The sequence below is a fragment of the Paraburkholderia podalyriae genome (assembly GCF_014397785.1).
GTDB lineage: Bacteria > Pseudomonadota > Gammaproteobacteria > Burkholderiales > Burkholderiaceae > Paraburkholderia > Paraburkholderia podalyriae.
Genome location: NZ_VZQQ01000006.1, coordinates 230,259 through 257,078, shown reverse-complemented (window position 1 = coordinate 257,078; position 26,820 = coordinate 230,259). Strand labels below are relative to the sequence as shown.

The following is a 26,820-nucleotide window of genomic DNA, read 5'->3' as shown; positions in this document are numbered from 1 at the left end:
GAAACAAACCATGCATTGAAGAAGGGAGTCACCGAGGTCATGTCGACCGATCACAGCTTTATCCTCAAACTGTCGTGCGCCGACCGGCCCGGCATCGTTCACGCCGTGTCGGGCTTTCTGTTCGAGCGTGGCAGCAATATTCTCGACTCCGCGCAGTTCGGCGACAGCCGCACCGGCGAATTCTTCATGCGCGTGCATTTCCAGCAGGTGGGCGGAGATCCGGGGCTCGACGCGCTGCGCGCGTCGTTCGTGACACTTGCCGAACAGTTCGGCATGAGCTGGGAGTTGCACGACGCGAGCGTGAAGCCGCGCGTCGTGATCATGGTGTCGAAGATCGGCCACTGCCTGAACGATCTGCTGTTCCGCTACCGCACCGGTCAGCTCAACATCGACATCCCGGCGATCATCTCGAACCACAAGGAGTTCTACCAGCTCGCCGCGAGTTACGACATCCCGTTCCATCACTTCCCGCTGCTCGGCGGCACGCCCGAAGCGAAAATCGCGCAGGAGGCGCGCGTGCTCGACGTGATCAACGAGCATCAGGTCGACCTCGTGGTGCTCGCGCGCTACATGCAGATCCTGTCGCCGAAACTGTGCGAGGCGCTCGCCGGCCGCGCGATCAACATCCATCACTCGTTCCTGCCGAGCTTCAAGGGCGCGAAGCCGTACTACCAGGCGTTCGACCGCGGCGTGAAGCTGATCGGCGCGACCGCTCACTACGTGACGACCGATCTCGACGAAGGCCCGATCATCGAGCAGGAGGTCGAGCGCGTGGACCACAGCATGACGCCGGAACAACTGACGGCGATCGGCCGCGACGTCGAGTGTGTGACGCTTGCGCGCGCGGTGAAGTGGCACGTCGAGCATCGCGTCGTGTTGAACGGCAGCAAGACGGTGGTGTTCCGCTAAACGTTGCGCCGATGAAGACCGCGCCGGTCGAGGCCGGCGCAATCCTTTCCTTGCTATCAAACAGCCACACGATGCCGACGATCCCCATCAGCCACGTGCCGATGTCGATGCCGCCGGTAAACGGCAGCTGCAGCGTGTAGTGCAGCTTGTAGGTGAACGGAATCAGGTTGAGCCGCGTGAGCGACACGGCGCCCCATTCCCGACGTCCCTGGATCTCGCCGGTGACGGGATCGACGGCGATCTGGTTGAACTCGAGCGGATAGGGCCGTTTCGTCGCCGGATCGGTGCGCGGCAGCACCATCATCTGCAGCGTGTGGCCCGGTTCGACCGCGAGCGGCAGATAGGTCACCTGAAGCCGCGGATCGGCGGCTTCGACGCGATTCGCCAGTTCGAGGCCGGACAGCGTCGGCCCGGCCGTGCGGGCCCGGTAAAACGACGGGTTCAGCGCGGCATCGAGCTCGTGGTCCCGCGCGATGATCGCGCCAGTGAGGCCGGCGACGAACAGAAACGGCGCGATTGCGACGCCGAACCAGCGGTGCAGGCGGACAAGCTGGCGCCTCATGCGCGAGCCGGCAACGAGTAACAGGGATTCAGGCGCAAACCCGAGCGGGAAAACAGGGGTAACGTCACAATGCGGATCAGCTGTAAATAGGAATTGTTCGCATCTTAGGGGGCGCCATGTGCTGCAAGTTTTCTGTCGGCGAGAGACGGCGACTCAGCGCCGCGGGAAGCAAAAAAAGCGGCACCGAAGTGCCGCTTTTGCTTGCGTGGCCTGAATGGCCCGCTCGGTGAGCGCTAGTGGGCGCTGACTTGTGCTACTCGAGCCCGTGCCGCTCACACCATCCGCAAATAAATCAGCTCCCGCTTGATATACGCATAAAAAATCGGCGCAGCGACGACCCCGGCGATACCGAACGCCGCTTCCATCACCAGCATCGCGATCAGCAGTTCCCACGCGCGGGCCTCGATCTGGCCACCGACGATCCGCGCGTTCAGAAAGTACTCGAGCTTGTGAATCAGGATCAGAAACACCAGAGACATGATCGCCGCCGGAAAACTCACCGACAGCGCGACCGCGACGATGATCGTGTTCGAGATCAGATTGCCGATCACCGGCAGCAGACCCACGATGAACGTGACGAGCACGAGCGTCTTCGACAGCGGTAGCCGGTCGTGGAAGATCGGCAGGATCACCAGCAGGAAGACCGCCGTGAATACCGAGTTGAGCGCGGAAATCTTCACCTGCGCGAACACGATGCGGCGAAACGCGTCGGCAAAACGCGTCACGCGCGTGACGAACGCGGTGGACAGCGGCAGCCGTTGGATATGCTTCTGCGCGCCGACCGCGATGATTGCGCCGATGATCATGCCGAGCAGCACGTGCGTGAATGCGCGCGCCGCGGTCGTGCCGCTTTGCTGCAGCATGTTGGCGTGCGTGTGCATCAGTTCCGCGGCCTTCGCCTTCATCTGCTCGGTGTCGACTGGCAGATAGTTCGCGACGAATTGCGGAATCCTGCCGCGCGCCTGGTCGATCAGCTGCATCGCCTGATCGAGTAGCGCCTGCACGCTCGGTACGTCGTTCTCGAAATGCGAGGTGATGCCGAGGGTGAGCGCCGTCAGCGCGCCGACGATCACCGTCGACAGGATCACCACCGCAAGCCAGCGCGCCCGCTTGCTCGACATGTGACGCTCGATGCGCGGCGCGATCGTATGCACGAGCTGAAACACCAGCAGCCCGGCGAGCAGCGCGCCGAGCAGCTTCAGTTCGATCACCGCCCACATGCCGAACAGCATCACCACGTAGCTGCCGATTTCGACCGCCGACAGCTTTGGCAGACTCATGTCGCTGGTCAGCCTGACCGGGCGCGGGCGCAGGTCCTGCACCCGATCTTCTTCGCGCGCCTGATTACGCTTGGTCATGGCTTATCCCGTCTCCAACCTCGGTAGTGCAGCGTTACTTTATGCTGGCGGCGCGCTTGAGCAGCGGCGCCAGATATTGGCCGGTAAAGCTGGCCTTCGACTTCGCGACCTGCTCGGGCGTGCCCTGGGCGACGATCTGCCCGCCGCCGGCGCCGCCTTCGGGACCGAGATCGATGACCCAGTCCGCAGTTTTGATTACATCGAGATTATGTTCGATGATCACGACAGTATTACCCTGGTCACGTAACCGGTGAATGACTTCCAGCAGCAGCGCGATATCGTGAAAATGCAGGCCGGTGGTCGGTTCGTCAAGAATGTACAGCGTGCGACCGGTATCACGCTTGCTCAGTTCCAGCGACAGTTTCACCCGCTGCGCCTCGCCACCCGACAGCGTGGTCGCCGACTGACCCAGGCGGATATAGCCAAGACCCACGTCCAGCAAGGTTTTCAGCTTGCGCGCGACGACCGGCACGACCTTGAAGAACTCGTACGCGTGCTCGACCGTCATGTCGAGCACTTCGCTGATGTTGCTGCCTTTGTACTGAATGTCGAGCGTTTCGCGGTTGTAGCGCTTGCCGTGGCACACGTCGCACGGCACGTACACGTCGGGCAGGAAGTGCATTTCGACCTTCAGCACACCGTCGCCCTGGCACGATTCGCAGCGCCCGCCCTTCACGTTGAACGAGAAGCGGCCCGGATCGTAGCCGCGCTCCTTGGCGGCCGGCACACCGGCGAACAACTCGCGGATCGGTGTGAAAAGGCCCGTGTAGGTCGCCGGATTCGAGCGCGGCGTGCGGCCGATCGGCGACTGGTCGACGTTGATCACCTTGTCGAAGTGCTCGAGGCCCTCGATCGACTCGTACGGCGCCGGCTCCGTGGCCGAGCCGTACAGGTGATGCGAGACCGCGTGATAGAGCGTGTCGTTGATCAGCGTCGATTTGCCCGAGCCGGACACGCCCGTCACGCAGGTCAGCAGACCCACCGGCAGATCGAGTGTCACATTGTGCAGATTGTTGCCGTGCGCTTCGACGATGCGCAGGCGCCGCTCGTCGGGTTCCTTGCGCTCGTCGGGGTATTCGATCGTGCGCGCGCCGGACATGTACTGGCCGGTGAGCGACGCCGGGTTCTTCTGCACCTCTTTCGGCGTGCCCTCGGCGATCACCATGCCGCCGTGCTCGCCCGCGCCCGGACCCATGTCGACCACGTAGTCGGCCATGCGGATCATGTCTTCGTCGTGCTCGACGACGATCACCGAGTTGCCGAGGTCGCGCAGATGCTTGAGGGTCGAGATCAGCCGGTCGTTGTCGCGCTGATGCAGGCCGATCGACGGTTCGTCGAGCACGTACATCACGCCGGTCAGGCCCGAGCCGATCTGGGAAGCGAGGCGAATGCGCTGCGCTTCGCCTCCCGACAACGTTTCCGCGCTGCGTTCGAGCGACAGGTAGTCGAGCCCGACGTTATTGAGGAACATCAGACGCGCGACGATTTCCTTGACGACCTTGTCGGCGATCTCCCGCTTCGAGCCTTCGAGGCGCAGGGTCTGGAAGTAGCCGAGCGCATCGCGCAATGGCCAGCCGCTGATCTCGAAGATGCCGCGCGCGTCGCCGTCCGCGCCGATGCGCACGAAACGCGCCTCGCGACGCAGCCGCGTGCCCGCGCACGCCGGGCATGGCTGGTTGTTCTGGTATTTGGCGAGTTCTTCGCGCACCGCGGACGAATCGGTTTCGCGGTAGCGCCGCTCCAGATTCGGGATGATCCCTTCGAACACGTGCTCGCGCACCGACGTGCGGCCGCGCTCGTTGATGTACGAGAACGGAATTTCCTGCTTGCCCGAACCGTACAGCAGGATCTTGCGGACTTTCTCCGGCAGGTCCTCGAACGCGGTGTCGATGTCGAAGTCGTAGAACGCCGCGAGGCTCTGCAGCATCTGGAAGTAGAACTGGTTGCGCCGGTCCCAGCCCTTCACCGCGCCCGCCGCGAGCGACAGCGACGGATGCGCGACCACCCGCTTCGGATCGAAGAACGTAATCTGGCCGAGGCCGTCGCATTCGGGGCACGCGCCCATCGGGTTGTTGAACGAGAACAGGCGCGGCTCGAGTTCCTGCAGCGAATACGAGCAGATCGGGCAGGCGAACTTCGAGCTGAACAGGTGCTCCTTGTCCGTGTCCATTTCGAGCGCGATCGCGCGGCCGTCGGCGAGGCGCAGCGCCGTTTCGAACGATTCGGCGAGGCGCTGCTTCATGTCCGGGCGCACGCGCAGGCGGTCGATCACGACATCGATCGTGTGCTTGTCGTTTTTCTTCAGCTTCGGCAGTGAATCGACTTCATAGATTTTCGCGCTGCCTTCGTTGGCGGTGCCGCCGCCCGAGCGCACACGAAAGCGTACAAAGCCTTGCGCCTGCATGTCCTCGAACAGATCCGTGTGCTCGCCCTTGCGATCGCTGACGACCGGCGCGAGGATCATCATGCGCGTTTCCTCGGGCAGCGCGAGTGCCGCGTCGACCATCTGCGACACGCTTTGCGCTTCGAGCGGAATCTCATGATCGGGGCAGTAGGGCGTGCCGACGCGCGCGAACAGCAGACGCAGATAATCGTGGATCTCGGTGACGGTGCCGACCGTGGAGCGCGGATTGTGCGAAGTCGCCTTCTGTTCGATCGAGATGGCCGGTGACAACCCTTCGATCAGGTCGACATCCGGCTTTTCCATCAGCTGCAGGAACTGCCGCGCGTAGGCGGACAGACTTTCGACGTAGCGCCGCTGCCCTTCCGCATACAGCGTATCGAACGCCAGCGACGATTTGCCGGAGCCGGAAAGCCCCGTGATAACGACGAGCTTGTGACGCGGTAGGTCGAGATTGACGTTCTTCAGGTTGTGGGTGCGGGCCCCACGAATACGAATTTGTTCCACGGATCTATTCCATGAACTGCGGAAAGGGAAAGAGGCTAAACCTGCTACTATAACGACTTTTCCAGACCGCCGTTACGGCATGCTGACAGCGGGAAAGAGGCCTAACTGGGGCCGTTTTCCGTGAGTACAAGATGCCGCAAGGGGCGAGCGGGGGCGATAGGGCACGGGGTTTGCGCGTCTCGTCAGCGCAAGTCGGTCGGCATCCGGGGTTAGCCGCCAGCCCGTTCGTCGCGCTCCACTGTGCCGGCGGCCAGGGCTGTCCACACGGGCTCGCCGCCCGGTTCATTCAAACCACGCTTCGATGTCCAATCCGTCCGCCATCTCCACACGCATGAGCGCGCCCGAATTGCGCGCGACCGTGTCGCTTGCCGCCATCTTCGCGCTGCGCATGCTGGGTCTGTTCATGATCATGCCGGTGTTCTCGATCTACGCGAAGACCATTCCCGGCGGCGAAAACGTGCTGCTCGTCGGCATCGCGCTCGGCGCGTACGGCGTCACGCAGTCGATGCTCTATATCTTCTATGGCTGGATCTCCGACAAGATCGGCCGCAAGCCGGTGATCGCGACGGGCTTGTTGATCTTCGCGATTGGCAGCTTCGTCGCGGCGGCCGCGCACGACATGACGTGGATCATCGTCGGCCGGGTGATACAGGGGATGGGCGCGGTATCGTCGGCGGTGATCGCGTTCATCGCCGATCTGACCTCGGAGGAACATCGCACGAAGGCGATGGCGATGGTCGGCGGCAGCATCGGCGTGTCTTTCGCGGTGGCGATCGTCGGCGCGCCGATCGTGTTCCACTGGCTCGGCATGAGCGGGCTGTTCACGCTGGTCGGCGTCTTCGCGATTGTCGCGATCGGCGTCGTGCTGTGGATCGTGCCCGATGCGCCGAAGCCGGTGCACGTGCGCGCGCCGTTTGCCGAAGTGCTGCACAACGTCGAACTGCTGCGTTTGAATTTCGGTGTGCTCGTGCTGCACGCGACGCAAACCGCGCTGTTCCTGGTCGTGCCGCGCATTCTCGAAGCGGGCGGGCTGCCGGTCGCGTCGCACTGGAAGGTGTATCTGCCGGTGATGGGGCTGTCGTTCGTGATGATGGTGCCGGCGATCATCGCCGCGGAAAAGCGCGGCAAGATGAAGATCGTGCTGCTGTCGGCGATCGCTCTTATCCTGATCGGCCAGTTGTTATTGGGCGTTGCTGCGCATACGATTCTGAGTGTGGCGGCGATCCTGTTCGTGTACTTTCTCGGCTTCAATATTCTCGAGGCCTCGCAGCCTTCGCTGGTGTCGAAGCTGGCACCCGGCACCCGCAAAGGGGCCGCGGCCGGCGTGTACAACACCACGCAGTCGATCGGTCTTGCGCTGGGCGGCATGGTCGGCGGCTGGCTGCTGAAAGTGAACGGCCAGAGCGCGGTTTTCTTCGCTTGCTCCGGGCTGGTATTTTGCTGGCTTATAATCGCCGCAAAGATGAAACAGCCGCCGCGCAAGGCATAACACAGCGTACTCGGGGCATCTCCCGAATCATCCAGAACTCACCCGGCGGCGGGCAGAGGCGCTCTTCTGGTCTCGGGCCTGCCGGCCGTGAGACGCGAACCGCGTAGTGCCGCGCCGCCTGCAACAGGAATCAACAGGAGAAATTCATGGCATCCGTGAACAAGGTCATTCTAGTCGGCAACCTCGGCGCCGATCCGGAAGTCCGCTATCTTCCGAGCGGCGACGCAGTGGCGAACATCCGCCTTGCGACGACGGACCGCTACAAGGACAAGGCGTCGGGCGAGATGAAGGAAGCCACCGAGTGGCACCGCGTCGCGTTCTTCGGCCGCCTCGCGGAAATCGTGGCGGAATATCTGAAGAAGGGCTCGTCGGTGTACCTCGAAGGGCGCATCCGCACGCGCAAGTGGCAGGCCCAGGACGGCACCGATCGTTACTCGACCGAGATCGTCGCGGAGCAGATGCAAATGCTCGGCGGCCGTGGCGGCGCGTCGATGGGTGGCGGCGATGAAGGCGGTTATAGCCGCGGCGAGCCGTCGGAGCGTAGCGGTGGCGGTGGTGGCCGCGCGATGTCGTCGGGCGGCGGCTCGCGTGGCGGCAGTGGCAGTGGCGGTGGCGGTGGCGGCGCGAGCCGTCCGAGCGCGCCGGCCGGCGGCGGTTTCGATGAGATGGATGACGATATTCCGTTCTAAAACCCCCTCGTTGTTTTTTGCTGATTGAGGCCCGCTTTCGTGAGGAAAGCGGGCCTCTCTGTTTCCAGACATTTTTTACGTCATCCGCGCCGAGCATTCCCTCGGAAACTCACCGCCTTAAATGCTCCAACGTATCCCGCAACGGCAGGCTCGAAACCACGATCGGCCCGGTAAACGGCGTGTCCAGATCGACGATCACATAAATCGCTGAAGCAATCGACACCGCCCCCAGCGTTATCGTCACCAGCGCCAACGCATTACGCGGCGCGATCAACCCAAAACTCAGAAAAATCACGCATAGCCAGAACGTCAGCGTCTTGAAGAACGGCTGCGAAATCGAGCTGTGCGCTTCCTCGATGATTTTCCAGCGTGCATCGACGACGCGCCGGTACTGCGTCAACGCGTCATCGAGCGCGCGTTCCTGCAACGAATCGTGCGCTCGCAGTTGTCGCAACTCGCGTCCCACCGTGCTCAGCATGTCGCCGAGCCGCACGTTTTCCAGTTGCTCCGGATTGTCCGGTGCGCCGAGGTCGCGCGGATAGTCGCCGCTCGGCGCGGGTTCCCGCGGCCACGTCGACGCGATCGCCGCCGCCGTGTACTGGCGCAACAGGCGCCGCGATTCGTCGGCCGCGCTGCCGAGTTCGCGCAGCGTCGAGTCGAATTCGATCAGTTCGGCCGCATAGCTGCGCAGATCGTTCGACGCGGTGTCGAAGCCCGCTTTCGCCGATGCGGTCATCAAACCCAGCACCAGCGCGGCGAACGTCACCAGCATGCCGATCACGAGCTGCACGAGCTGCACGGTCTCGTGCGCCTTGTGCTCCTCCGGCAGCAGCGGCCGCACTCCAACGCCGAGGCCGGTAGCGATCAGCAGCAGCACGAACACGAGTACGGCCGAACCGATTTCCGACATGCGTGCGCTCCGGGCGGGAGGGGGCTTCGACAGAAGGTGGCTTCAGCAAACGGGCTTCGAGACATCTATTGATGTAGCGCAAGCCGCGCGAGCGATCAACCATAAAGTTTTTGGACCATCTGCCGTTGACCTTCAATGCACTGTTTGCTTAATCTCAAGCCAAGTTGCGGACCGGGCCGAACGGCGTGGGCGCAGCCTGCGCGGCCGTGCGGGTATCGTGAACGATACGGAACCATCGGCCGGCCAGCCCAAGGAGACCAGTCCGATGTTGAAAAAGCTGTCGATTCGCACCAGCCTCACCGTGATGATCGTGTTCTTCGGCATCGTGCTGCTGCTCGGCGCGGCCGCGGGATTGTTGTCGCTGCGTTCGTCGAATGCGTCGCTGCAGCAGATGTACACGATCGACACCCCCGCCGTCGCCGACCTCGAAGGCAGCGCTGGCCAGCTGTTGCGTCTGCGTCTGGCGCTCGCGACGTACGCGTCGCTCGTCGCGCTGAACGATCAGGACGGCGCGAACGCCGTGCTTCAGCGCCTCGATCAGTACCGCAAATCCTCCGATGACCGACTTGCCCACTATCTGAGCCACGCGGGTACGGATGCCGACGAGCAGCGTCTGATCGCCGACATGCAGCACAAGCGCGACACCTTCCTGCACGATGGCGTAGAACCGACGCTCGCCGCGCTCAAGTCGAGCGACACCAACGCCTTCGAGCAATTGCAGGCGCACAAGCTGCCGTCGCTGTACAGCGCGTACGAAAAGGCCATGCTCGCGCTCGAGCAGTTGCAGCTCGATCACGGCGCGCAGCGCTATCAGGATGCGCAGGACCTGTTCTACGCGATCAGTATGGCGGTGGCGATCGGCATTGCGCTGTCGCTGGTCGGCGGCTTTCTCGCCCGCTTCGTCCTCGTGCGTGCAATCGTCGCGCCGGTCGATGCGACGATCGCGCAGTTCCAGCGGATCGCCAACGGCGACCTGAGCGGCCGCATCGAAGTGCTCGGCGACAACGAAATGGGCCGTCTCGCGGCCGCGCTGCGCAGGATGCAGGAATCGCTGATCACGACCGTCAACGCGGTTCGCCAAGGCACCGAATCGATCGACACCGGCGTCAGCGAGATCGCGGCCGGCAATGCCGATCTGTCGCAGCGCACCGAGGAGCAGGCCGCGGCGCTGGAGGAAACGGCCGCGAGCATCGAAGAGTTGACGTCGACGGTCAAGCAGACGGCCGACAACGCGAAAGAGGCGAGCTCGCTCGCGCAGGGCGCCTCGACGCTGGCCGCGCAGGGCGGCGAACTGACCGAGCAGGTGGTCGGCACGATGCACGGCATCGTCGACGATTCGCGGCGGATTGCCGACATCGTCGGCGTGATCGAGGGGATCGCTTTCCAGACCAACATCCTCGCGCTGAATGCCGCAGTCGAGGCGGCGCGCGCGGGCGAGCAGGGACGCGGCTTCGCGGTGGTCGCGAGCGAAGTGCGCTCGCTCGCGCAGCGCAGCGCGGCGGCGGCCAAGGAGATCAAGGGCTTGATCGATGCGTCGACCACGCGCGTGGAGCAGGGCTCGCAGCTCGTCGAACGCTCGGGCACGACGATGAACGACATCGTCGTGGCGATCGCGCGCGTCAGTTCGATCATGAACGAGATCGCGGCGGCGGCGCTCGAACAGAGCACCGGCATCGACCAGGTCAATCTCGCGGTCAGTCAGATGGACGAGGTCACGCAGCAGAATGCGGCGCTCGTCGAGCAGGCGGCCGCGGCGGCGAGTTCGCTGGAAGATCAGTCGCGGCGCTTGTCGGCGGCGGTGGCGGTATTCCGGACTGGCAGCGAGTCGCGCGGCGGTGCTTCGGCGACCGCGGTGAAGCTGGCCGGCGTTGCCGACGCGCGGAGAGTGGAGAGCGAGCTTGTCGCGGCGTGACGCGAGCCGTCGCGCCGCGTCACCTCGCGACCTGACACTGTCCCACTACTGGATGGCCGCGTAATACCTCGCCACGGCATCGATTTCCTCGGGCGTCATCTGCCGCGCGACATTGCGCATCTGCTCGTTGATGTCGTTGCGCCGCGCGCCCGAGGCGAACGCGTGCAACTGCGCGGCCAGATAGAGCGCCGACTGTCCGCCGAGCCAAGGCGCTGCGCCCGTGCGATCGAGTTGACCATGACATGCCGCGCACGGCGCGATATTGCGTTGCGGATCGCCCTGCATCACGAGCCTGATTGCGGTCGCATCCGGTGCTTCGCCGGCCCGGGTTTTCTCGGCCGCTGGGGCGAGCGGGAGCGATGCGTAGTAGACCGCCAGATCGTGCAGATCCTGGTCGCTGCGTGCTGCGATGATCGGCTTCATGACCGCGCTTTGCCGCTGGCCGCTCTGGAAGTCACGCAGTTCCTTGTAGGTCACGTCGGCGTACTGCCCGGCCAGCGCGGGCGCGGTGACCTGCTCGGTGCCGAGTACACCGTGGCACATCGAGCAGTGCTGTGTCGCGATCGTCGCGCCGCGGCCGATCGCATCCGCCATCGGCTGAATCGTGCCCGAAGGCGGCAACACGACGACGTCGCTCGGCACCCAACTGGTCGCGTTGCCGCCGTACCAGCTCGACGGCACGCCGGCGGCGCCGCAAATCCTCGCCCACAGGCCGAGGTCGCGGAACGCGCTGCTCGCCGACGGCAGCCACACGAAGCCGATCAGGATCGCAACGATCGCGATTGAGAGCGTGCCGCCGACGCCCCACACGAACCACGGGTTGCGCAGCGTGAACATGCGTTCTTCGTTCATCGCTGTGCTCCGATGACGACTGCCGGCACCGACGTCTGCGGCAGTCTGAGCAACTGGACGATCGGCACGCTGTAGTTGACGACCGTGAGCCCGATCATCAGCGCGACCCATAGGCCAAAGCTGTTGAGCGCGACGGGCACGCGCTCGACCGGGTGCGCGGCGCTCGCGAAGCGGAACGTCTGCGGCTCCGCCACCGGTCCGAATTGCGACTTCGCGAGGATATAGACGAACAGCAGGCCGGACACCGTGAGGATCAGCCCGCCGATCGCCGACGTGCCGACCCAGAACGCCTGGTCCTGGATGCCCGTCATGCCGTAGTCGTAGTAGGCCATGCGGCGAGGCGCGCCGAGCAGGCCGACGTAATGCCACGGTATCGTGACCACCATCATGCCGATGAACCACAGCCACAATTGCGTGCGCAACAGTTTCGCCGACACGAGCGCGCGGCCGGTCAGCTGCGGCCACAGTTCGTACGCGATCGCAAAGTACATGATGACGATCGCGCCGCCGAAAATCAGGTGGAAGTGGCCGGTCACCCACTGCGTGTTGTGCACGGTCGAGTTCAGCTGATAGCTCATGTTGATGAGTCCGCCCGCGCCGCCGAAGCCGAGCATGACGAACGAGAACGCGATCACCAGCATCATCGGATTGCGCCACGGCAACGCGGTGAGCCAGCCGAGCGCGCCCTTGCCGCCGCGCAGCCGGCCGGCGATTTCCACCGACGCGCAGATCGTGAACACGGTCAGCAGCGTCGGCACCGACACCATGCCGGTGAACACCGCATGCAGGAACTTAAAGCCGGCGCCGACCTGCGGATCGACGAACAGGTGATGGATGCCGATCGGCATCGCGAACACGAGGAACAGGATGAACGACACGCGCGCCATCGAATCGCTGTAGATCCGTCCGCCGATCGCGCGCGGCACCAGCGTGTAGTACGCGATGTAAGCGGGGAACAGCCAGAAGTAGACGATCGCGTGCAGCGTCCACGAGAACAGCACGCGCGCGAGGCCGGCGTCGATCGTGTGGGCGAAGCCGAGTGCGACCGGCAGGATCTGGAACAGGATCTCGAGCGCCGCGCCGACCGCGGTCCACGCCCACAGATATGCGCCGGCGACGTTCGCGAACATCGCGAGCGGCACGGGCCTGCCCGGATTCGCGCGCTTCCAGACGCGCAGGTTCACGTGCATCAGCGCGACCCAGATCCACGAGCCGACCACCACGAGCACGACGCCGAGGTAGTAGAACGGACTGCCGATCATCGGCGGATAGAACGTGTAGAGCACCGATGCCTTGCCGAGCGCGACCGGCACCATCGCCATCACCGCGCCGACCAGCAGCATCAAGAACCCGGCCCATGCCCATTTGAGACCGACGAGGCGCTGCGCGAGTGCGAGCTCGACGATCGCGTAGCCGAAGCCCATCGCGACCAGCGTCGGCATCACGTAGGCCATCACGGTGCCGTGTGCGGTCACCGATCGATAGTACAACTCGGGATCGCTGACCCACGGCAACAGCGGACTGCGCACCAGCATCTGCCACGCGCCGAGGCACAGCGCGATCGCGAACGTGATGAAGGCAAGCCAGAAATGCGCGAGTACGAGTCGCTTAGCGTGGAACACAGCTCAGTCTCCGTGATTGTCGGGCCTGTTCGAAGAAGGCGGCTTTGTCGATCACCTTCACGTGCGCCCACATCGTCTGATGGCCGAAGCCGCAGAATTCGTGGCATGGCATCGCGTGATCGGCGGGATGGTCGAACTGCGTGTTCAGCGTCGCGACGTAGCCGGGCACGACCATCGTATTGATGTTGGTGTCGGTGACGAGCAGGCCGTGCACGACGTCGGCGCTGGTCGTGCGGATCGTGATCGGCGTATCGGCGGGCACGAGCAGACATTGCGGCGTGAACGAGTACTGCTGCGCGATGAAGCGCACGATCACCGAGCCGTCCGGCTGCACCGCGCTGCCGAGATTGTCCTCGGCGAATTCGCCGGAAAGCTGCAGGCGCGACGGATCGATCGTCTCGACGCGCGACGGCGGCATCATCGCCCAATGCACGCCCGAGAACACGATCACGGCGAGCATCAGCAGGATCAGCGCGACCGTGTAGATGGCCCAGCGCCGCTCGGCGCGCAAGGCGACCGCGTGGCCGCTACCGGGTTGATGAGAAGAGTCGGTCGACATGGTCAGTGGATGATGCCGCGCGGCAGAAACGCGAAAAAGTAGAAGGAGAACCAGATCAACATCACGATGACCGTGGCGACGCCGGCCAGCGCGATCGCGCCGCGCGGACCGGCCGCGACGACCTGTTCGACTTCGTGGTCGGTCGGCGGGGCGGCGCTGTGCGGGTCGTTCGCTTTCATGTCGATGGATCTCCTATGCGGCGCTTCAGCACGGCGTTTGGGAACGGCGCCTCAGTGCAGTGGCGCCTTGCGCAACGCGTTGACATCGCGGGCCGTGACCGGCAGGCCGTGATTGCCCCACGCCGTGCGGATGAACGTGACGACGGCGGCCGCCTCGGTGTCGTTCAGCTCCTGACCGAACGGCGGCATGCCGAACGGCTGCGGATTGTGTTTGGTGCCGGGTGGAAAGCCGCCGTTCAGCACGATCCGGATCGGATTGACGTTCGAGTCCATTTCGATCGACTGGTTGCCCGCGAGCGGCGGGTAATGCGGCAGCTGTCCCTCGCCATTGTCACCGTGGCAGATCGCGCATTTGTCCGCGTAGATCTGCTTGCCGAGCGCGAACACCTTCGGGTCGGGCGTCGCGCTCGGGCCGGTCTTGCGGCCGCCCTGGGCCGGCAGCGATTTCAGATAGACGGCCATCGCGCGGATGTCTTCGTCGCTCAGATACTGCAGGCTGTGATAGGTGACCTCGGCCATCGGACCGTAGACGGCGCCGCGATCGGAGATGCCGGTTTGCAGCAGATCGACGGTGTCCTTGATGCTCCAGTCGCCGAGGCCGCCGTCCTTGTCCGAGGTCAGCGACGGCGCGTACCAGTTCTGCACCGGAATCAGCCCGCCCGCGAACTGCTCGCGCGGCGACGAGCCGCCCAGCATGTTGATGCGCGTGTGGCACATCGTGCAGTGCCCGAGCCCTTCGACCAGATACGCGCCGCGATTCCATTCGACCGATCTGGTCGGGTCGGGCTGGAACTCGCCCTCGCGGAAATACAGCGTGCGCCAGCCGTATAGCAGATCGCGCTGATTGAACGGGAAGCGCAGCGTGTGCGGGCGGTTCGGCTGACGCACCGGCTCGACGGTCTTCAGGAACGCGAAGATCGCGTTCGAGTCCTCGCGCGTGACCTTCGTGTACTGGGCGATCGGCATCGCCGGATAGATCAGCGCACCGTCCGGCTTGCGGCCCGTGCGCATCATGTTGAAGAACGCCTGCTCGCTCCAGGTGCCGATGCCGTACTGCGCGTCCGGCGTGATGTTCGGCGAGTACAGCGTGCCGAACGGCGTTTCCATCGCGAGGCCACCGGCGAACAGCCGCCCGCGCGGCGCGGTGTGACACGCGATGCAGTCGCCCGCGCGCGCGAGGTACTCGCCGCGTCTGACGATCTCCGGGCGGGTGTCGGGGCCGGCTCCAGCTGTCGCTGCGGTGGCGGCCGGCTCCGCGCCTTGGGACGCGACGGTCGCGGCACGCGCGGTCGTCGCGAACGGTGCAAGGACCAGCAACGCGAGCGCGAGGCTGCCGATCGCAAGGACGCTAGCCATGCTTGCCGGGCGCAGCCAACCGGGCGGGCGAAGTGTCGGCTTCATTGCGGTTGGCTCCCGCAAGCGAGGGGCAGCCGCTCGGCGGATGCCGGTGCGGGCCGGGGATCGGCGGGACGCGGCTGGCGCGCGAGCCAGTTCGATACCGCGGCGATGTCGTTGTCGTTCAGCTTGAGCGCGATCGTGCGCATGCAGTCCGGCGCGAGCGCGTGGCGGGTGCCCGAGCGCCACGTGCCCATCTGTCCGGCGATATAGCTCGCATGCAGCCCGAGCAGGCCCGGAATACCCGGCTGCGTGCCGGTCATGCGCGCGCCGTGACAGGCGATGCACGCCGGTATGCCGCGCGCAGGGTCGCCATGCATCACGAGCTTTTCGCCGGCGGCAAGCAGCTTCGGCGGCAGCGCGGCGTGGTCGGATTGGGGATAGGGCGGCTGCAGGGCCGCGAAATACTCGCTGATCTGACGCAGGTAGTCGTCGGGCAGGAACGCGAGCAGATAGCCCATCGGCGGATAGGTGCGGCCGCCGTCGCGAAAGGCGATCAGTTGATTGAACAGATATTCGGCCGGTTTGCCGGCGATGCGCGGGAAGTAGTCGTTATTGCGGCCCTGGCCCTGCACGCCGTGACACGACGTGCACGCGCGTATGCGCTGGTCCATCGACTGGGGCATCGCGCCGGCCGCGTCGGTGGCCGCGAACGCCGCGCCGCTCGATAGCGCGTGAAGCGCGCACAGCACGAACAGAACCGCGGAGCCGATCGTTTTGCGATACACACCGGGCCTCGTTGGGGACTATTGACCGCTATTCGGAACGGGCTTGCTCGGGACCGCGAAGTACTGAAGCGCAATGATGATGCAATTGTCCGGCCAAAACCTTGATCTGTGACAATGATCCGCGCTGGATGCGCCTGGGACGGCGGCTTTCGGGCTGCAAGGAGCGACGCGTGAGGCGCGGGAAAAACGCGCGGTAGCGTGTAGCAGCCTGCAGCAATTCATCGGACGCGTCAATAGAGAATACAAAGGCAACGAGCGATCCGACAATCGCGGGCGGGCATGGGTGCGGGCGCTGGTGCGCGTCACGCGAAGAGCCGCACGAGCGCATCACGTGCATTGCTGACCAGTTCGCTTTCGCCCGGACGCCCCGGCAGCAGATGAAACTCGATGGCGGGCAGCGGCGGCAAGCCGATGTTCGCGGCACACGCGACCACGCCGCCGCCGAGCGACGACTCGTTCAGACAGGAAATGCCGAGCCCGGCCTTCAATGCGAGCTGCAGTCCCGCGACGCCCGACGCCGAATGCGACACCACGTAGGGCACCTTGTGTTCGTCGAGCAGTTTGACGACGAAGCGCTGCAACTGACATGTCGACGGCAGCAACACCAGCGGGTACGGCGCGGCGGGGCGGGCGGCATCGGCGCAACTGACCCATAGCAGCTTTTCGCGCCGCACGACGATGCTCGCGCCACTGGCACCGGCCCCCGCGCGCCGCGCGCGCGTTTGGCCGGTAACGAGCCGCGCCGACAAACCGATGTCGAACGACGCGTGATCGTCCGCGCCGCTGTCGATCGCCGCGCTCGGCAGCACGGTCACGTGCAGCTTCAACCGCGGATGCTGTTCCGAAAACGTCTTGAGGATGCGCGCGATGTCGTGCGGCCGGTAGTAATCGGTGATCGCGATGCGTAGCTCGCCGTCGAGCGAGCGACCTTGCAGGTCGTCGAACGCCGCTTCGCTCATCGCGATGATGCGCCGCGCATGCTCGAGCAGACGCTCGCCCGCGGGCGTCGGGCTCACGCCTTGCCGACCGCGCACGAAGAGCGGCTGGCCGGCGCGCTCCTCGAGCTTCTTCAACTGCTCGCTCACCGACGACTGCGACAGGAACACGCGCTCGGCGCCTGCTGACACGCCCCCCGATTCGGCGACCGCGACGAAGGTCCGCAACTGTGCAAGGTCGAAACCACGCTGGCTCATGATTCGGTTTTTCCGATGGCGATGATCTAATTTTCCGGCTTTTCCGATGGAAGGCGCAGCCGTAGCATACCCCCGAACCGAAATACGGAGGGTGTGATGGAAAACGGACCGATGACAGCGTCGCGCGGCGCGGGCGAACGCGGCGCGCAGCATCGCTGGAAGGTGTTGGGCGTGGGCTTTGCCGCGAACGCGAGTTTTTCGGCGGCATTTTCGGGTATCCCGACGACCGCCGTGTTGCTGCGCTCGGACTACCATCTCGGCAACCATGGGCTCGGCCTCGTGCTCGGCATGCTCGGGCTCGGCATCGCGGTTAGCGAGCTGCCGTGGGGGCTGCTGACCGACCGCTGGGGCGATCGTCGCGTGCTGTTGCTCGGGCTGCTGTCGACCGCGGCCGCGCTCGCCGGTCTCGCGCTGTTCGTGTCGCCGGGCGGCGCGCATGTGCCCGGCATCGTGCCGCTCGCGCTCGGCTTGCTGCTGGTGGGGCTGCTGGGCGGCAGCGTCAACGGATCGAGTGGCCGAGCGGTGATGGCGTGGTTTCGCGAAGGCGAGCGCGGCCTCGCGATGAGCATCCGCCAAACCGCCGTGCCGGCGGGCGGTGGACTCGGTGCATTGGTGCTGCCGGTGCTCGCCTCGCACTTCGGTTTTGCGAGCGCCTATGCGGTGCTGGCGTTGGCGTGCGCGGTCACCGCATGGTTCGCGTGGTGCTGGCTGCATGAGCCCGCGCACGCGAACGACGCGCTGGCGGCCAAAGGAGCGCGCGCGACCGCGACGGCCCGTGCGGCGGCGGCCAGCGGGCGGCATGCGGACGCCTTCAACATCAGCGCGCCGCGGCCGATGATTTCCCCATTGCGTCACATCGCGATCTGGCGCGTCGCGCTCGGCGCGGGCGCGCTGTGCATGCCGCAGATTGCCGTGATCACGTTCGGCACCGTGTTCCTGAACGACTTCGCGCGCGCCGGCATGTTTGCGATCAGCGCGACGATGGCCGCGGTGCAGATCGGCGCCGCGATCGCGCGGGTCTGGAGCGGCGCGTGGACCGATCGGCGCGGTAATCGTCGCGCGTATATGCGGGCCTGCAGTCTGTTGACCGCCGTGTTGTTCGTGCTGCTCGCGCTCGCGACCGGGCTCATCGGCATGCATCGCGCTGTGGCGGTCGCGCTGTTCGCGCTGATGATCGTGCTCGGCGGAGTCAGCGCGTCGGCGTGGCACGGCGTCGCGTTCACCGAACTGGCGACGCTGGCCGGTACGCACCGCGCGGGCACCGCGCTCGCAATGGGCAACACCTGCGTGTTCCTCACGCTGTTCCTGACGCCGCTCGCGATTCCTGCGCTGCTGTCGATCGGCGCGTGGCCGCTCGTGTGGACGGTGGCGAGCGCCTGCGCGTTGCTCGCGTTGCCGGTGTTTCCGCGCGCCGCGTCGACGCGACCACTGCGCCCGACGCGTGCATGTGATGCGGCGTGAGACATTGGGAACAACGCCGGCGCCCGCGTTGCGCCGTCGACTCGATTTGATTCGATTCGATTCGAATTGCGGTTCCTATCGTTTGGTAGAACTATGAAATATCCCAATTCTTAAGCCGGATTAGGAACGTTCCGATTGTCGCGAATTCGCGAGGGTGATCAGATGGTCTTACTGGCACGTCGCTTGAGTGCCGTGACGCAGATCGACGCATGCCGCATGCACAGTCATTGCTGCGCACATTCCGACCATTCTTATAACGAGCGAGACTCATCGTGGCGAATCTTCGAATCATTCTGGCGGACGATCATCCGTTCGTCCTGCTCGGCCTGAAATCGACTCTGGAGAGACACGAAGGTCTGTCTGTCGTCGGTCAGGCGCAGATGCCCACCGCGTTGATCGCACTGCTGCAACACACGCGGTGCGACGTGCTCGTCGTTGATCTTTCCATGCCCGATCCAGGCGGCGAGATTGGCGACGGACCCGGCCTGATCCGGCGCATTCGCGGCGAGTGGCCGTCATTACGGGTCGTCGTCGTGACCGCGCAGACGAATGCCGCGATGTTGCGCGTCATCGCCGCCGATGCCGCGGTCAGCGTGCTGGGCAAAACCGATTCGCTCGAAGAACTGCCGCAAGCGGTCCGTGACAGCGCGCGCGGCGCGCGCTACCTGGGCCGCTCAGTGGTCGAAACGCTCGCGCGTTCGCAGCAGGACAACGGTCTGTTGGTGTCGGCCCTGCTGCTGTCGAAGCGGCAGACCGACATCCTGCGCAGGCTGGTGAGCGGTGAGTCCATCGTGCAGATCGCGGCGGCGCTCGGCTGCCACCGCCGCACGGTCAGCCGGCAAAAGCGTGAAGCGATGGCGCGGCTTGGCGTCAACGACGATCCCGCGCTTTTTTCCTGTGTGCGCGCATGCGGCACGCTGCTGCTCGAACCCGAAAACTAGGCATCAGGCCAATGTCATTCGGTCCATTTCAGAGCGCTCTTATGTTTGTCGCAAAAGAAATGCTCGACCATTGCGAGAGCGCCGGTCACACACAACAGGGTGTCGGGAAATGAAAGTATCGAGGAGCGCCAGACGATGAACCTCATGGCTGCATCAGGCACGCCCGTTCGAACGATCATCGCGGACGATCATCCGCTGGTTCTGCTGGCTATCGAAAATCTGATTGGCAATTATCCCAACCTGAAAGTGGTTGGCCGTGCGGCGGATGTCGCCGAACTGTTCATCGAAGTCGATCGCAGTCCCTGCGATATCGTGCTGATGGACCTTTACATGCCAGGAGGGCACAACGACAACCGCTTCGACGTCGTCAGGCAGTTCAAGGCGCGCTATCCCAACGTGGCGCTCGTCATTCTGACAATGGAAACGGAGGCGGCGACGCTGCGCAAGGTGATGTCACTCGGCGTCGATGGGCTGCTGAGCAAGCGCGATCGCATCGACCTGATTCATGTCGCGGTGGTCATGGCGCTGGCTCGCGAGTGTTATGTCGGTCCGGCGGTGCGCGCCATGCTTACCGACGTCACGCTGACGCAACGTCTCGACTTCGTGCGCGCCACGCTGTCTCGCCGCGAACTCGAGGTATTTACGCAGTACGCGTCAGGACTTGGCGTCACGGAAATCGCCACGCGGCTGGGACGCAGTGTGAAGACGATCAGCGCGCAGAAGTGCATGGCCATGCGCAAGCTGTCGCTGAATAGCGACGCTGAACTGTTTCGCTTCGCCGTCGAGTATGGAGTCGTACCGGAAGCGTTTGGTAAGAACCGCTAACCAGGCGGCAACATCCCGCGCAGGCGCGCGGCGAATGCATCGGCATAACCGGGGGTCACGTTTCGTGCGGTATGCCGATCGACAACATAAGAAAGTCACGGGAAAGAATGACAAACAAGATTCACGTCGTCGTGGCGGACGATCACGACTCCATTCGTGCGGGCGTCCGATTTCTGCTGCGCGATAAGCCGAATATCGAAATTGTCGGCGAAGCGGCCGACACCTCGGGTCTCGCCAAGCTGCTGGATGCCTGTGCATGCGACGTCGTCGTGTCGGACATTGGCATGCCGGGACTCGACGGAGACACTAGCGCGGTGCCACTATTGCGTCGGCTGTTACGGCGCATGCCGCATCCGCACGTGGTCGTGCTGACCATGATTGGGCGCGAGCATATGCTGGCCGGCTTGCGCAATATCGGTGTCACTGGAATCGTCGACAAGCGCGACGCCGTGGCCGCATTGATCGACGCAATCGAAGCCGTTGCGGCCGGTGGCACCCATCTATCGGAGCAGGTTCAGGCCGCACTCGCGGCTGCGGAACCTGCGCCGCCCAGGCGCGGCGGTGCGATGAGCGCGCGCGAGTGGGAAGTGTTTCAACTCTATGTGCGAGGCCTCGCGGTGCACGAGATCGCCACCCGCCTGCGACGTAGCGACAAAACCATCAGCACGCAAAAGCGCAGCGCGATGCGCAAGCTCGGACTGGAAACAGAAGCCGACCTGATCAACTACGCCACTCAGATCGGGCTGATATGAGGCTGAGGCGCCGCAATGGTCACAACTTCCTGTTTTCGATGGGTCTGGTGGGGCCGATATCAGACTATTCCGATTGGCGTGGCGTGGGGGCACTCAATAATTCTGACCGCCGCCCCTCATTGCGCTTTGCGCCGCAACTGTCGCCTTGGCTAGTTCGTGATCCGATTACCGATGGATCAGGGGAATCCGGTGCAGACCTCTTCGCGCGATCGTTCGGCGTCTGTGCCTCGTACTTGATGGATGGGATAAAGATGGTTGCGTTAGGCAAGCGATTGTGGAGTGAGGGTGTGGGTACGGCATGGCTCGTGTTCGTCGGCTGCGGCAGTACGGTGCTGGACACCACGGGTGTGCTGCAGGCCAGCGGCGCGCTGCAAATGTCGTTGGCGTTCGGTCTTGCGCTCGCTACCGGCAGCTATGCCTTCGGCAAGATTTCCGGCGCGCATTTCAATCCTGCCGTCACCGTCGGCCTCACGGTCGCGCAGCGCTTTCCCGTGCGTGATGTGTTGCCCTATATCGCCGCGCAAATCGCGGGCGCAATCGTCGCCGCGGCGCTTCTTGCCTACCTGGCCAGCGGCCGACCGGGTTTCGAACTCACCGCGAGCGAATTCGCGGCGAACGGCTTCGGCGCTCATTCGCCCGCCGACTATCCATTGCATTCGGCGCTGATCGTGGAGTTCGTGCTGTCGGTCGTGTTCGTCGGGGCCTGCCTGCTGGTCGTCGTTCGAAAAGAGATGGCAACGGTTGCGCCGTTCATCACCGGCGCATGTCTGATGCTCGTCTACCTCGTGTCGATTCCGGTCACCAATGGAGCAGTCAATCCCGCCCGCTCGACCGCGCAGGCCCTGTTCGTCGGTAACTGGGCGCTGGATCAGTTGTGGCTGTTCTGGGCCGCGCCGTTGGCCGGCGCAATCGCCGCTGGCGTGCTGTTTTCGTTTCTGCGCGGCCGAGCCGATTCGTCCCCGGTGTCGTTAGTGGACGGGCAGGGTGACGTTTCGTGAGCGAGGGACGGTACTCGCCACTGCCGTTGGGGATGCGGTGGAGGTTGCGGTGTCTGTGGCCGCGCTCGCCGCGCCACTCAAAGATGCGTTGGCTCGCATTATGTCTGCTGGTGGCTACGCATGCGGTTTGCATGGCCGTGCCTGCCCGCGCCGCGTCAGAGTCACCCGTCATCTCCGCCGTGAGAGCCGGCTCTTCCGCGTCGTCACCCATTGCATTTCCTGCCAGATTGACTGTGGGCATACTCGAAGGCGGCTGGCCGCCGTTCGACATCCCACAGGGCGGGCGGCTTGCCGGCGTCAGCGGCGACCTGTTGCGCGCACTCGTGGGGCCGAACGTCGTCATCGAGACGAAGCGCTTTCCCGACATGGCCAAACTGCTCGCCGCGGCTTGCGCCGGCGAGGTCGACCTGCTGACGAGCCTGGCGCGCACGCCGGAGCGCGAGCGCTGCCTCGGCTTTACGGCTCCCTACTTCCGCTCGTTTGCGTCGGCCGTCGTGCGTCGCAACGACGTTCGGTACGTGAACCCCGCCGACGTCGCCGGCGCGCGCATCGCGATCGAGCGTGGTTTTGCGCGTGGCCGATTGTTGCGCGCCGGTTTTCCGCGCGCGACGATCGTCTCATTCGCGAGCACACGCGAAGCGCTGAACGCGGTACTGCATGGCGATGCCGATCTCTACTTCGGCTTCACGCCGGTCGTGCAATACGAACTGGCGACCCACGCGTATCGCAGCCTGCGCGTGGCGTTCGAGCAAGGCGGCAAGGCGCTCGACCTGCGCTTTGCCGTCTCGCCTCGCCAGCTTGCTTTACGCGATCAACTGAACCGCGCGCTGGTGTCGATGAACCCCGCCGAGGCCGCCGCGATACGCGCGCGCTGGCTGTCCGGCAACTTCAACGCGGCGCCCGCGCCGGATGCGCCGGGCTTCACGCTAACGCCGGAAGAAAAGAACTGGCTGCGTGCGCTGCCGCCATTGCAGATCGGCTTCGACAATGACTGGGCGCCGTTCAGCTATGTTGACGCCGCCGGTCGCCCCGTCGGTCTGACAGCCGATTACCTCGCGTACCTGAGCAGCACGCTCGGTGTCGTGTTCAACCGCGCGCGCATGGCCGACTGGGCCGCCACCATCGAAGCGTTCCAGCGCGGCGAGCTCGCGATGCTGTCCTCCACATCGAGTCGCGCTGCGCTTCTCGATGGCGCCGAGCGCAGCCGCGTGTACGACAGCGATCCGCTGGTGATCGTCGGGCGCAGCGGCGCGCCGCCCCCATGCTCGTTCAACGATATCGCGTCGTGCCGCGTCGTGATGTCGCCGCACGTAGCCGGCTCGGTACCGCTCGCGTTGGAGGCGGTGCCGGTCGATCACATCGTCGTCGCGGCGAGCCTGGGCGATGCGCTGCGCATGGTCGCGAGCGGCGAGGCCGACGTGCTGGTCGGCAACGCTGCCGCGATCAACGTGCAGCTGCGGCAGCACTATGTCGGCGCGCTCAGGGTGCTCGACTCGCTCGGCGAATCCGACTCGTTGTATTTTGCGGTGCGCGAGGATCTGAGCCCGCTCGTCAAGCTGATCGATCGCGCGTTGCAGGCGATGCCGGCAACCGAAAAGCAGCGCATCCGGCGCAAGTGGGTGAGTCCCGCCGCGCCGGACGACACGATCTGGAGCGTGACCGCGGTGCGGCTGCTGCCGGTGCTGATCGGCATCGGCGTCGTGCTGCTGGTCACATTGCGCGCGTACGTGCTGCTGCAACGCGAAGTCCGGCTGCGCAAGCAGACCGAGCGCGAGCTCGCGCTGCAACTGAACTTCCAGCAAACGATGATGAAGACGGTGCCGTATCCGCTCATCGCGAAAGGCCTGGACGGACGCTACATCGCGATCAACGAGGCCTATGAGAAAGCGTGCGGACTGGAGCGCAAGGACGTGCTCGGGCGTACGACGGCCGAGGTCGGCACTTGGGGCGACGCAAACAGCCGTGTGCTCGACGACATGACGCGCGAGATCCTGCGAGGCGGCGGCATCGCGAAAGTCGAACTGCAGTTCGAGGACCGCGCTGGCGAGTCGCGGCATGGGATTTTCTGGACCAGCGTCTGCGAAGGCGGCGACGGGCAGCCGGCGTACGTGCTCGGCACGATGGTCGACATCACCGACATCCGGCGCGCCGAAATGCGCGCGCGCGAAACCGAACGGCGCCTGTTCGACGTCACGCGCTCGTTGCCGGCCGTCGTGTTCCAGTTGCGACGCGCGCCGGCCGGCGCGTATTCGTTCCCGTACATCGGCGGCGATACGCGGCATCTGCTCGGCGAGGGTGATGCTTCGCATCGGCGCGCGCGGGTCGATTTCCAGCGCGTGTCGGAGCTGGATCGGCCGCTCGTTCTCGCCGAGCTCGAGCGTTCCGCGACCTGTTGCACGCCGGTGCATATGGAGTTCCGCCTCGAAAGCGCCGGTCAGTTGAAGTGGCTGCGGGCCGAGCTGGTGCCGCGGCGCGAAGCCGATGGCAGCGTCGTGTGGAGCGGTTATTGGGTCGATGCGAGCGTCGAGCGCGCGCGTTCGGAGGAGCTGGCGCGAGCACGGGATGTTGCCGAGGCGGCCTCGCGCGCGAAGGACGGCTTCTTCGCGATGATGAGCCACGAAATCCGCACCCCGATGAACGGCGTGCTGGGTCTCGTCGAAGTGCTCGAGCGCACGCCGCTCAGTACCGATCAGAGCGAAATGCTCGGCATGATCCACGAGTCGGCGGGCGCGCTGCTGCAGATTCTCGATGATTTGCTCGATTATTCGAAGATCGAGGCGGGGCGGCTCACGCTCGAAGCGGAGCCGATCGATCTGCGCGAACTCGTCGATAACGCGGTCGGCCTGCTCGCGGGGCGCGCCCACGAAAATGGGCTCAAAGTGCGCGTCGACATCGCGGCCGACGTCGCTGCGACGCTGAGCGGCGATAGCGTGCGTCTGCGGCAGATCCTGTTCAATCTGCTCGGCAATGCGATCAAGTTCACGCCGAAGGGCGAGGTGGGTGTGAGCGTGGCGGTCGTCGCAGATCGCGCGGATTCGCAGACGTTCGAGCTAACCGTGCAGGACACCGGCATCGGCATCGCGGCGGATGTGCAGTCGCGTCTGTTCGAGCCGTTCGTGCAGGCGGAATCGTCCACCACGCGGCGCTTCGGCGGCACGGGCCTTGGGCTGACGATCTGCCGCAAACTGATCGACCTGATGAACGGCACGCTCACGCTGCGCAGCGAACCCGGCCACGGCACGAGCATGATGGTGCGACTGACGATGCCGATCGTCGCGCAGCGCTATCCGGTCAACGATCTGCGCGGCAAACTCGGCGTGGTGATCACGCGTGATCCGCGCATCGGTCGAGCCCTCGCACACTTCGGCGAGGCGCTCGGGCTCGAACTGAGCAGCCTCCCGCCCGATGCGGCGACACTGCGCAAAAGCGCTGTGCTGAGCCGCGCAGATCTGCTGTTCGTCGGCGAGGACGTCACATTGCCCGTCCCGATCGGCGCGAATACGCGCGTCGTCACGCTGACCGAAAAACCGAAGCCGACGGGTTACCGCATCCTCGACGACAAGGTGCGCGTGAGCATCAATCCGATTTCGTGGCGCGGCCTCGACGCCGCATGCGCGGCCGCGATGGCCGGCCTGCCGTCGATGGCTCCGACGGCATTGCGTGCGGCAGGCATGCCGTTCACGACCGATGGCGTCGCGAAGCCGCCCGATCGTGAACGCGCGATCGCGTGCGGGCGGCTGATCCTTGTTGCGGAAGATCATCCGGTCAATCAGGAGCTGATCCGCCATCAACTCGCGCTGCTGGGTTTCGCGTGCGACGTCGCGAACGACGGCGCCGAGGCGCTCGCCGCGCTGGAGAGTACGAGCTATGGCTGCCTGATCACGGACTGTCACATGCCGAACCTGTCCGGCTACGAATTGACCCGCCGTATCCGCGAGGCGGAGGCACTGCGCGGCGGCGCGCAGCGTCTGCCGATACTCGGCATCACGGCCAATACCGCGCCTGACGACCTGAGTCTGTGCCGCGAAGCCGGCATGGACGACAGTCTGACCAAGCCGACCCGGCTCGCCACGTTGCGCGACTACCTGAGCCGCTGGTTTGGGACCGACAGCGCGCGGCACTCCGCACCGGCGGAAACATCCGGTCGCGTTTCGTCCGCGCCAGCCGGCGAGCGGCCGGCCACGCTGCGTGTCGGTCCTGAACCGTTCGTGCCCGTCGAACTCGCGCACATGACGCAGTTATGGGGAAGCGAGTCGACAGTCAAGGCGTTGCTCGGTTCATTCGTCTCGTCGCTGCGCGACGACATCAACGCGCTTGCGACGTTGCTCGAACGCGCGGATGTGCGACGGGTGCACGAGTGGCTGCATCGTGTGACGGGAGCGGCGAACGTGCTGCAGTATCCGCCGCTCGTACAGGTACTCGAAGCCTATTGCCGCGACATTGCTGCGAAGCCCGAGCAGTTGCGTGACGGGGGGCATGCATTAATCCGCCGATGCGAGGCGATGCTCGATGGCATCGAACAACAGGCCGCATTGCTCGACTAACAAGCGGTGCGCCGTAACTTTGCGCAAATGCGCG

The 26,820-nt window shown here is 64.9% G+C and carries 20 protein-coding genes and 1 pseudogene; 10 read left to right on the top strand and 11 right to left on the bottom strand.

All coding sequences use genetic code 11. The features are described 5' to 3' along the window. Positions 1-39: 39 nt before the first annotated feature. Positions 40-909, top strand: coding sequence for a formyltetrahydrofolate deformylase (purU, locus tag F6X42_RS09590; protein ID WP_187633981.1), 870 nt, complete (start codon positions 40-42; stop codon positions 907-909). 52 nt (positions 910-961) lie between these two features. Here purU and F6X42_RS09585 read toward each other — a convergent pair. From F6X42_RS09585 to uvrA, 3 genes and pseudogenes are all read right to left on the bottom strand, one after another. Continuing rightward, positions 962-1,471, bottom strand: a pseudogene (locus F6X42_RS09585) (PepSY-associated TM helix domain-containing protein); the annotation flags it as partial. 272 nt (positions 1,472-1,743) lie between these two features. Then, the gene (locus F6X42_RS09580; RefSeq protein WP_187633980.1) at positions 1,744-2,829 is read right to left on the bottom strand and encodes an AI-2E family transporter; all 1,086 of its coding nucleotides are present in this window, start codon (positions 2,827-2,829) and stop codon (positions 1,744-1,746) included. A 34-nt stretch (positions 2,830-2,863) separates the two neighbouring features. Then, entirely contained in the window at positions 2,864-5,737 is a 2,874-nt protein-coding gene (gene uvrA / locus F6X42_RS09575) for an excinuclease ABC subunit UvrA (protein ID WP_187633979.1), read from the bottom strand. 301 nt (positions 5,738-6,038) lie between these two features. On the opposite strand from uvrA, the gene F6X42_RS09570 reads away from it, so the two are divergent. Continuing rightward, positions 6,039-7,226 (top strand): MFS transporter, encoded by a 1,188-nt coding sequence (locus F6X42_RS09570; protein WP_187633978.1) that lies wholly within the window; start codon positions 6,039-6,041, stop codon positions 7,224-7,226. A 146-nt stretch (positions 7,227-7,372) separates the two neighbouring features. Beyond that, positions 7,373-7,915 carry a single-stranded DNA-binding protein gene (locus F6X42_RS09565; protein ID WP_187633977.1) on the top strand — a complete coding sequence of 181 codons (543 nt, stop codon included), beginning with the start codon at positions 7,373-7,375 and terminating at the stop codon, positions 7,913-7,915. A 109-nt stretch (positions 7,916-8,024) separates the two neighbouring features. Here the strand turns inward: F6X42_RS09565 and F6X42_RS09560 are convergent, their stop codons facing one another. Next, positions 8,025-8,825, bottom strand: a complete 801-nt coding sequence (locus F6X42_RS09560; protein WP_187633976.1) for a bestrophin-like domain — start codon at positions 8,823-8,825, stop codon at positions 8,025-8,027. Between the two features lie 265 nt (positions 8,826-9,090). Between F6X42_RS09560 and F6X42_RS09555 the strand changes: the two genes are divergently transcribed. Next, positions 9,091-10,737, top strand: coding sequence for a methyl-accepting chemotaxis protein (locus F6X42_RS09555; protein WP_187633975.1), 1,647 nt, complete (start codon positions 9,091-9,093; stop codon positions 10,735-10,737). A gap of 45 nt (positions 10,738-10,782) precedes the next feature. Here F6X42_RS09555 and F6X42_RS09550 read toward each other — a convergent pair whose 3' ends face one another. The 7 genes from F6X42_RS09550 to F6X42_RS09520 all read right to left on the bottom strand — a co-directional run bounded on the left by F6X42_RS09550 (position 10,783) and on the right by F6X42_RS09520 (position 17,265). Further along, positions 10,783-11,589 (bottom strand): c-type cytochrome, encoded by an 807-nt coding sequence (locus F6X42_RS09550; RefSeq protein WP_187633974.1) that lies wholly within the window; start codon positions 11,587-11,589, stop codon positions 10,783-10,785. Continuing rightward, a complete protein-coding gene (locus F6X42_RS09545; RefSeq protein ID WP_187633973.1) occupies positions 11,586-13,211 on the bottom strand; it encodes a b(o/a)3-type cytochrome-c oxidase subunit 1 in 1,626 nt (541 codons plus the stop codon). The genes F6X42_RS09550 and F6X42_RS09545 overlap by 4 nt, the downstream gene beginning before the upstream one ends. Further along, positions 13,198-13,770: a cupredoxin domain-containing protein gene (locus tag F6X42_RS09540; RefSeq protein ID WP_187633972.1), complete on the bottom strand. Its 573-nt coding sequence runs from the start codon at positions 13,768-13,770 to the stop codon at positions 13,198-13,200. The genes F6X42_RS09545 and F6X42_RS09540 overlap by 14 nt, the downstream gene beginning before the upstream one ends. A 2-nt stretch (positions 13,771-13,772) precedes the next feature. Next, positions 13,773-13,949, bottom strand: coding sequence for a hypothetical protein (locus F6X42_RS09535; RefSeq protein ID WP_187633971.1), 177 nt, complete (start codon positions 13,947-13,949; stop codon positions 13,773-13,775). 51 nt (positions 13,950-14,000) lie between these two features. Continuing rightward, on the bottom strand, positions 14,001-15,350 hold the full coding sequence (locus tag F6X42_RS09530) for a c-type cytochrome (protein WP_187633970.1): 1,350 nt from the start codon (positions 15,348-15,350) through the stop codon (positions 14,001-14,003). Further along, a complete protein-coding gene (locus F6X42_RS09525; RefSeq protein WP_187633969.1) occupies positions 15,347-16,072 on the bottom strand; it encodes a c-type cytochrome in 726 nt (241 codons plus the stop codon). Before F6X42_RS09525 ends, F6X42_RS09530 begins: the two co-directional genes overlap by 4 nt. Positions 16,073-16,374: 302 nt before the next feature. After that, complete coding sequence (locus tag F6X42_RS09520) at positions 16,375-17,265, bottom strand: LysR family transcriptional regulator (RefSeq protein WP_187633968.1); 891 nt, start codon at positions 17,263-17,265, stop codon at positions 16,375-16,377. A 96-nt stretch (positions 17,266-17,361) separates the two neighbouring features. Here F6X42_RS09520 and F6X42_RS09515 point away from each other — a divergent pair, with 96 nt between their 5' ends. The 6 genes from F6X42_RS09515 to F6X42_RS09490 all read left to right on the top strand — a co-directional run bounded on the left by F6X42_RS09515 (position 17,362) and on the right by F6X42_RS09490 (position 26,786). After that, a complete protein-coding gene (locus F6X42_RS09515; protein WP_187633967.1) occupies positions 17,362-18,726 on the top strand; it encodes an MFS transporter in 1,365 nt (454 codons plus the stop codon). A gap of 272 nt (positions 18,727-18,998) precedes the next feature. After that, a complete protein-coding gene (locus F6X42_RS09510) occupies positions 18,999-19,667 on the top strand; it encodes a response regulator (RefSeq protein WP_187633966.1) in 669 nt (222 codons plus the stop codon). A 135-nt stretch (positions 19,668-19,802) separates the two neighbouring features. Beyond that, the gene (locus F6X42_RS09505; RefSeq protein WP_187633965.1) at positions 19,803-20,492 is read left to right on the top strand and encodes a response regulator; all 690 of its coding nucleotides are present in this window, start codon (positions 19,803-19,805) and stop codon (positions 20,490-20,492) included. Positions 20,493-20,599: 107 nt separating this feature from the next. After that, positions 20,600-21,244 carry a response regulator gene (locus F6X42_RS09500; protein WP_187633964.1) on the top strand — a complete coding sequence of 215 codons (645 nt, stop codon included), beginning with the start codon at positions 20,600-20,602 and terminating at the stop codon, positions 21,242-21,244. Positions 21,245-21,495: 251 nt separating this feature from the next. Continuing rightward, positions 21,496-22,242, top strand: coding sequence for an aquaporin Z (gene aqpZ, locus F6X42_RS09495; protein ID WP_187633963.1), 747 nt, complete (start codon positions 21,496-21,498; stop codon positions 22,240-22,242). Between the two features lie 131 nt (positions 22,243-22,373). Beyond that, positions 22,374-26,786, top strand: a complete 4,413-nt coding sequence (locus F6X42_RS09490) for an ATP-binding protein (RefSeq protein WP_246530028.1) — start codon at positions 22,374-22,376, stop codon at positions 26,784-26,786. Positions 26,787-26,820 lie beyond the last annotated feature (34 nt).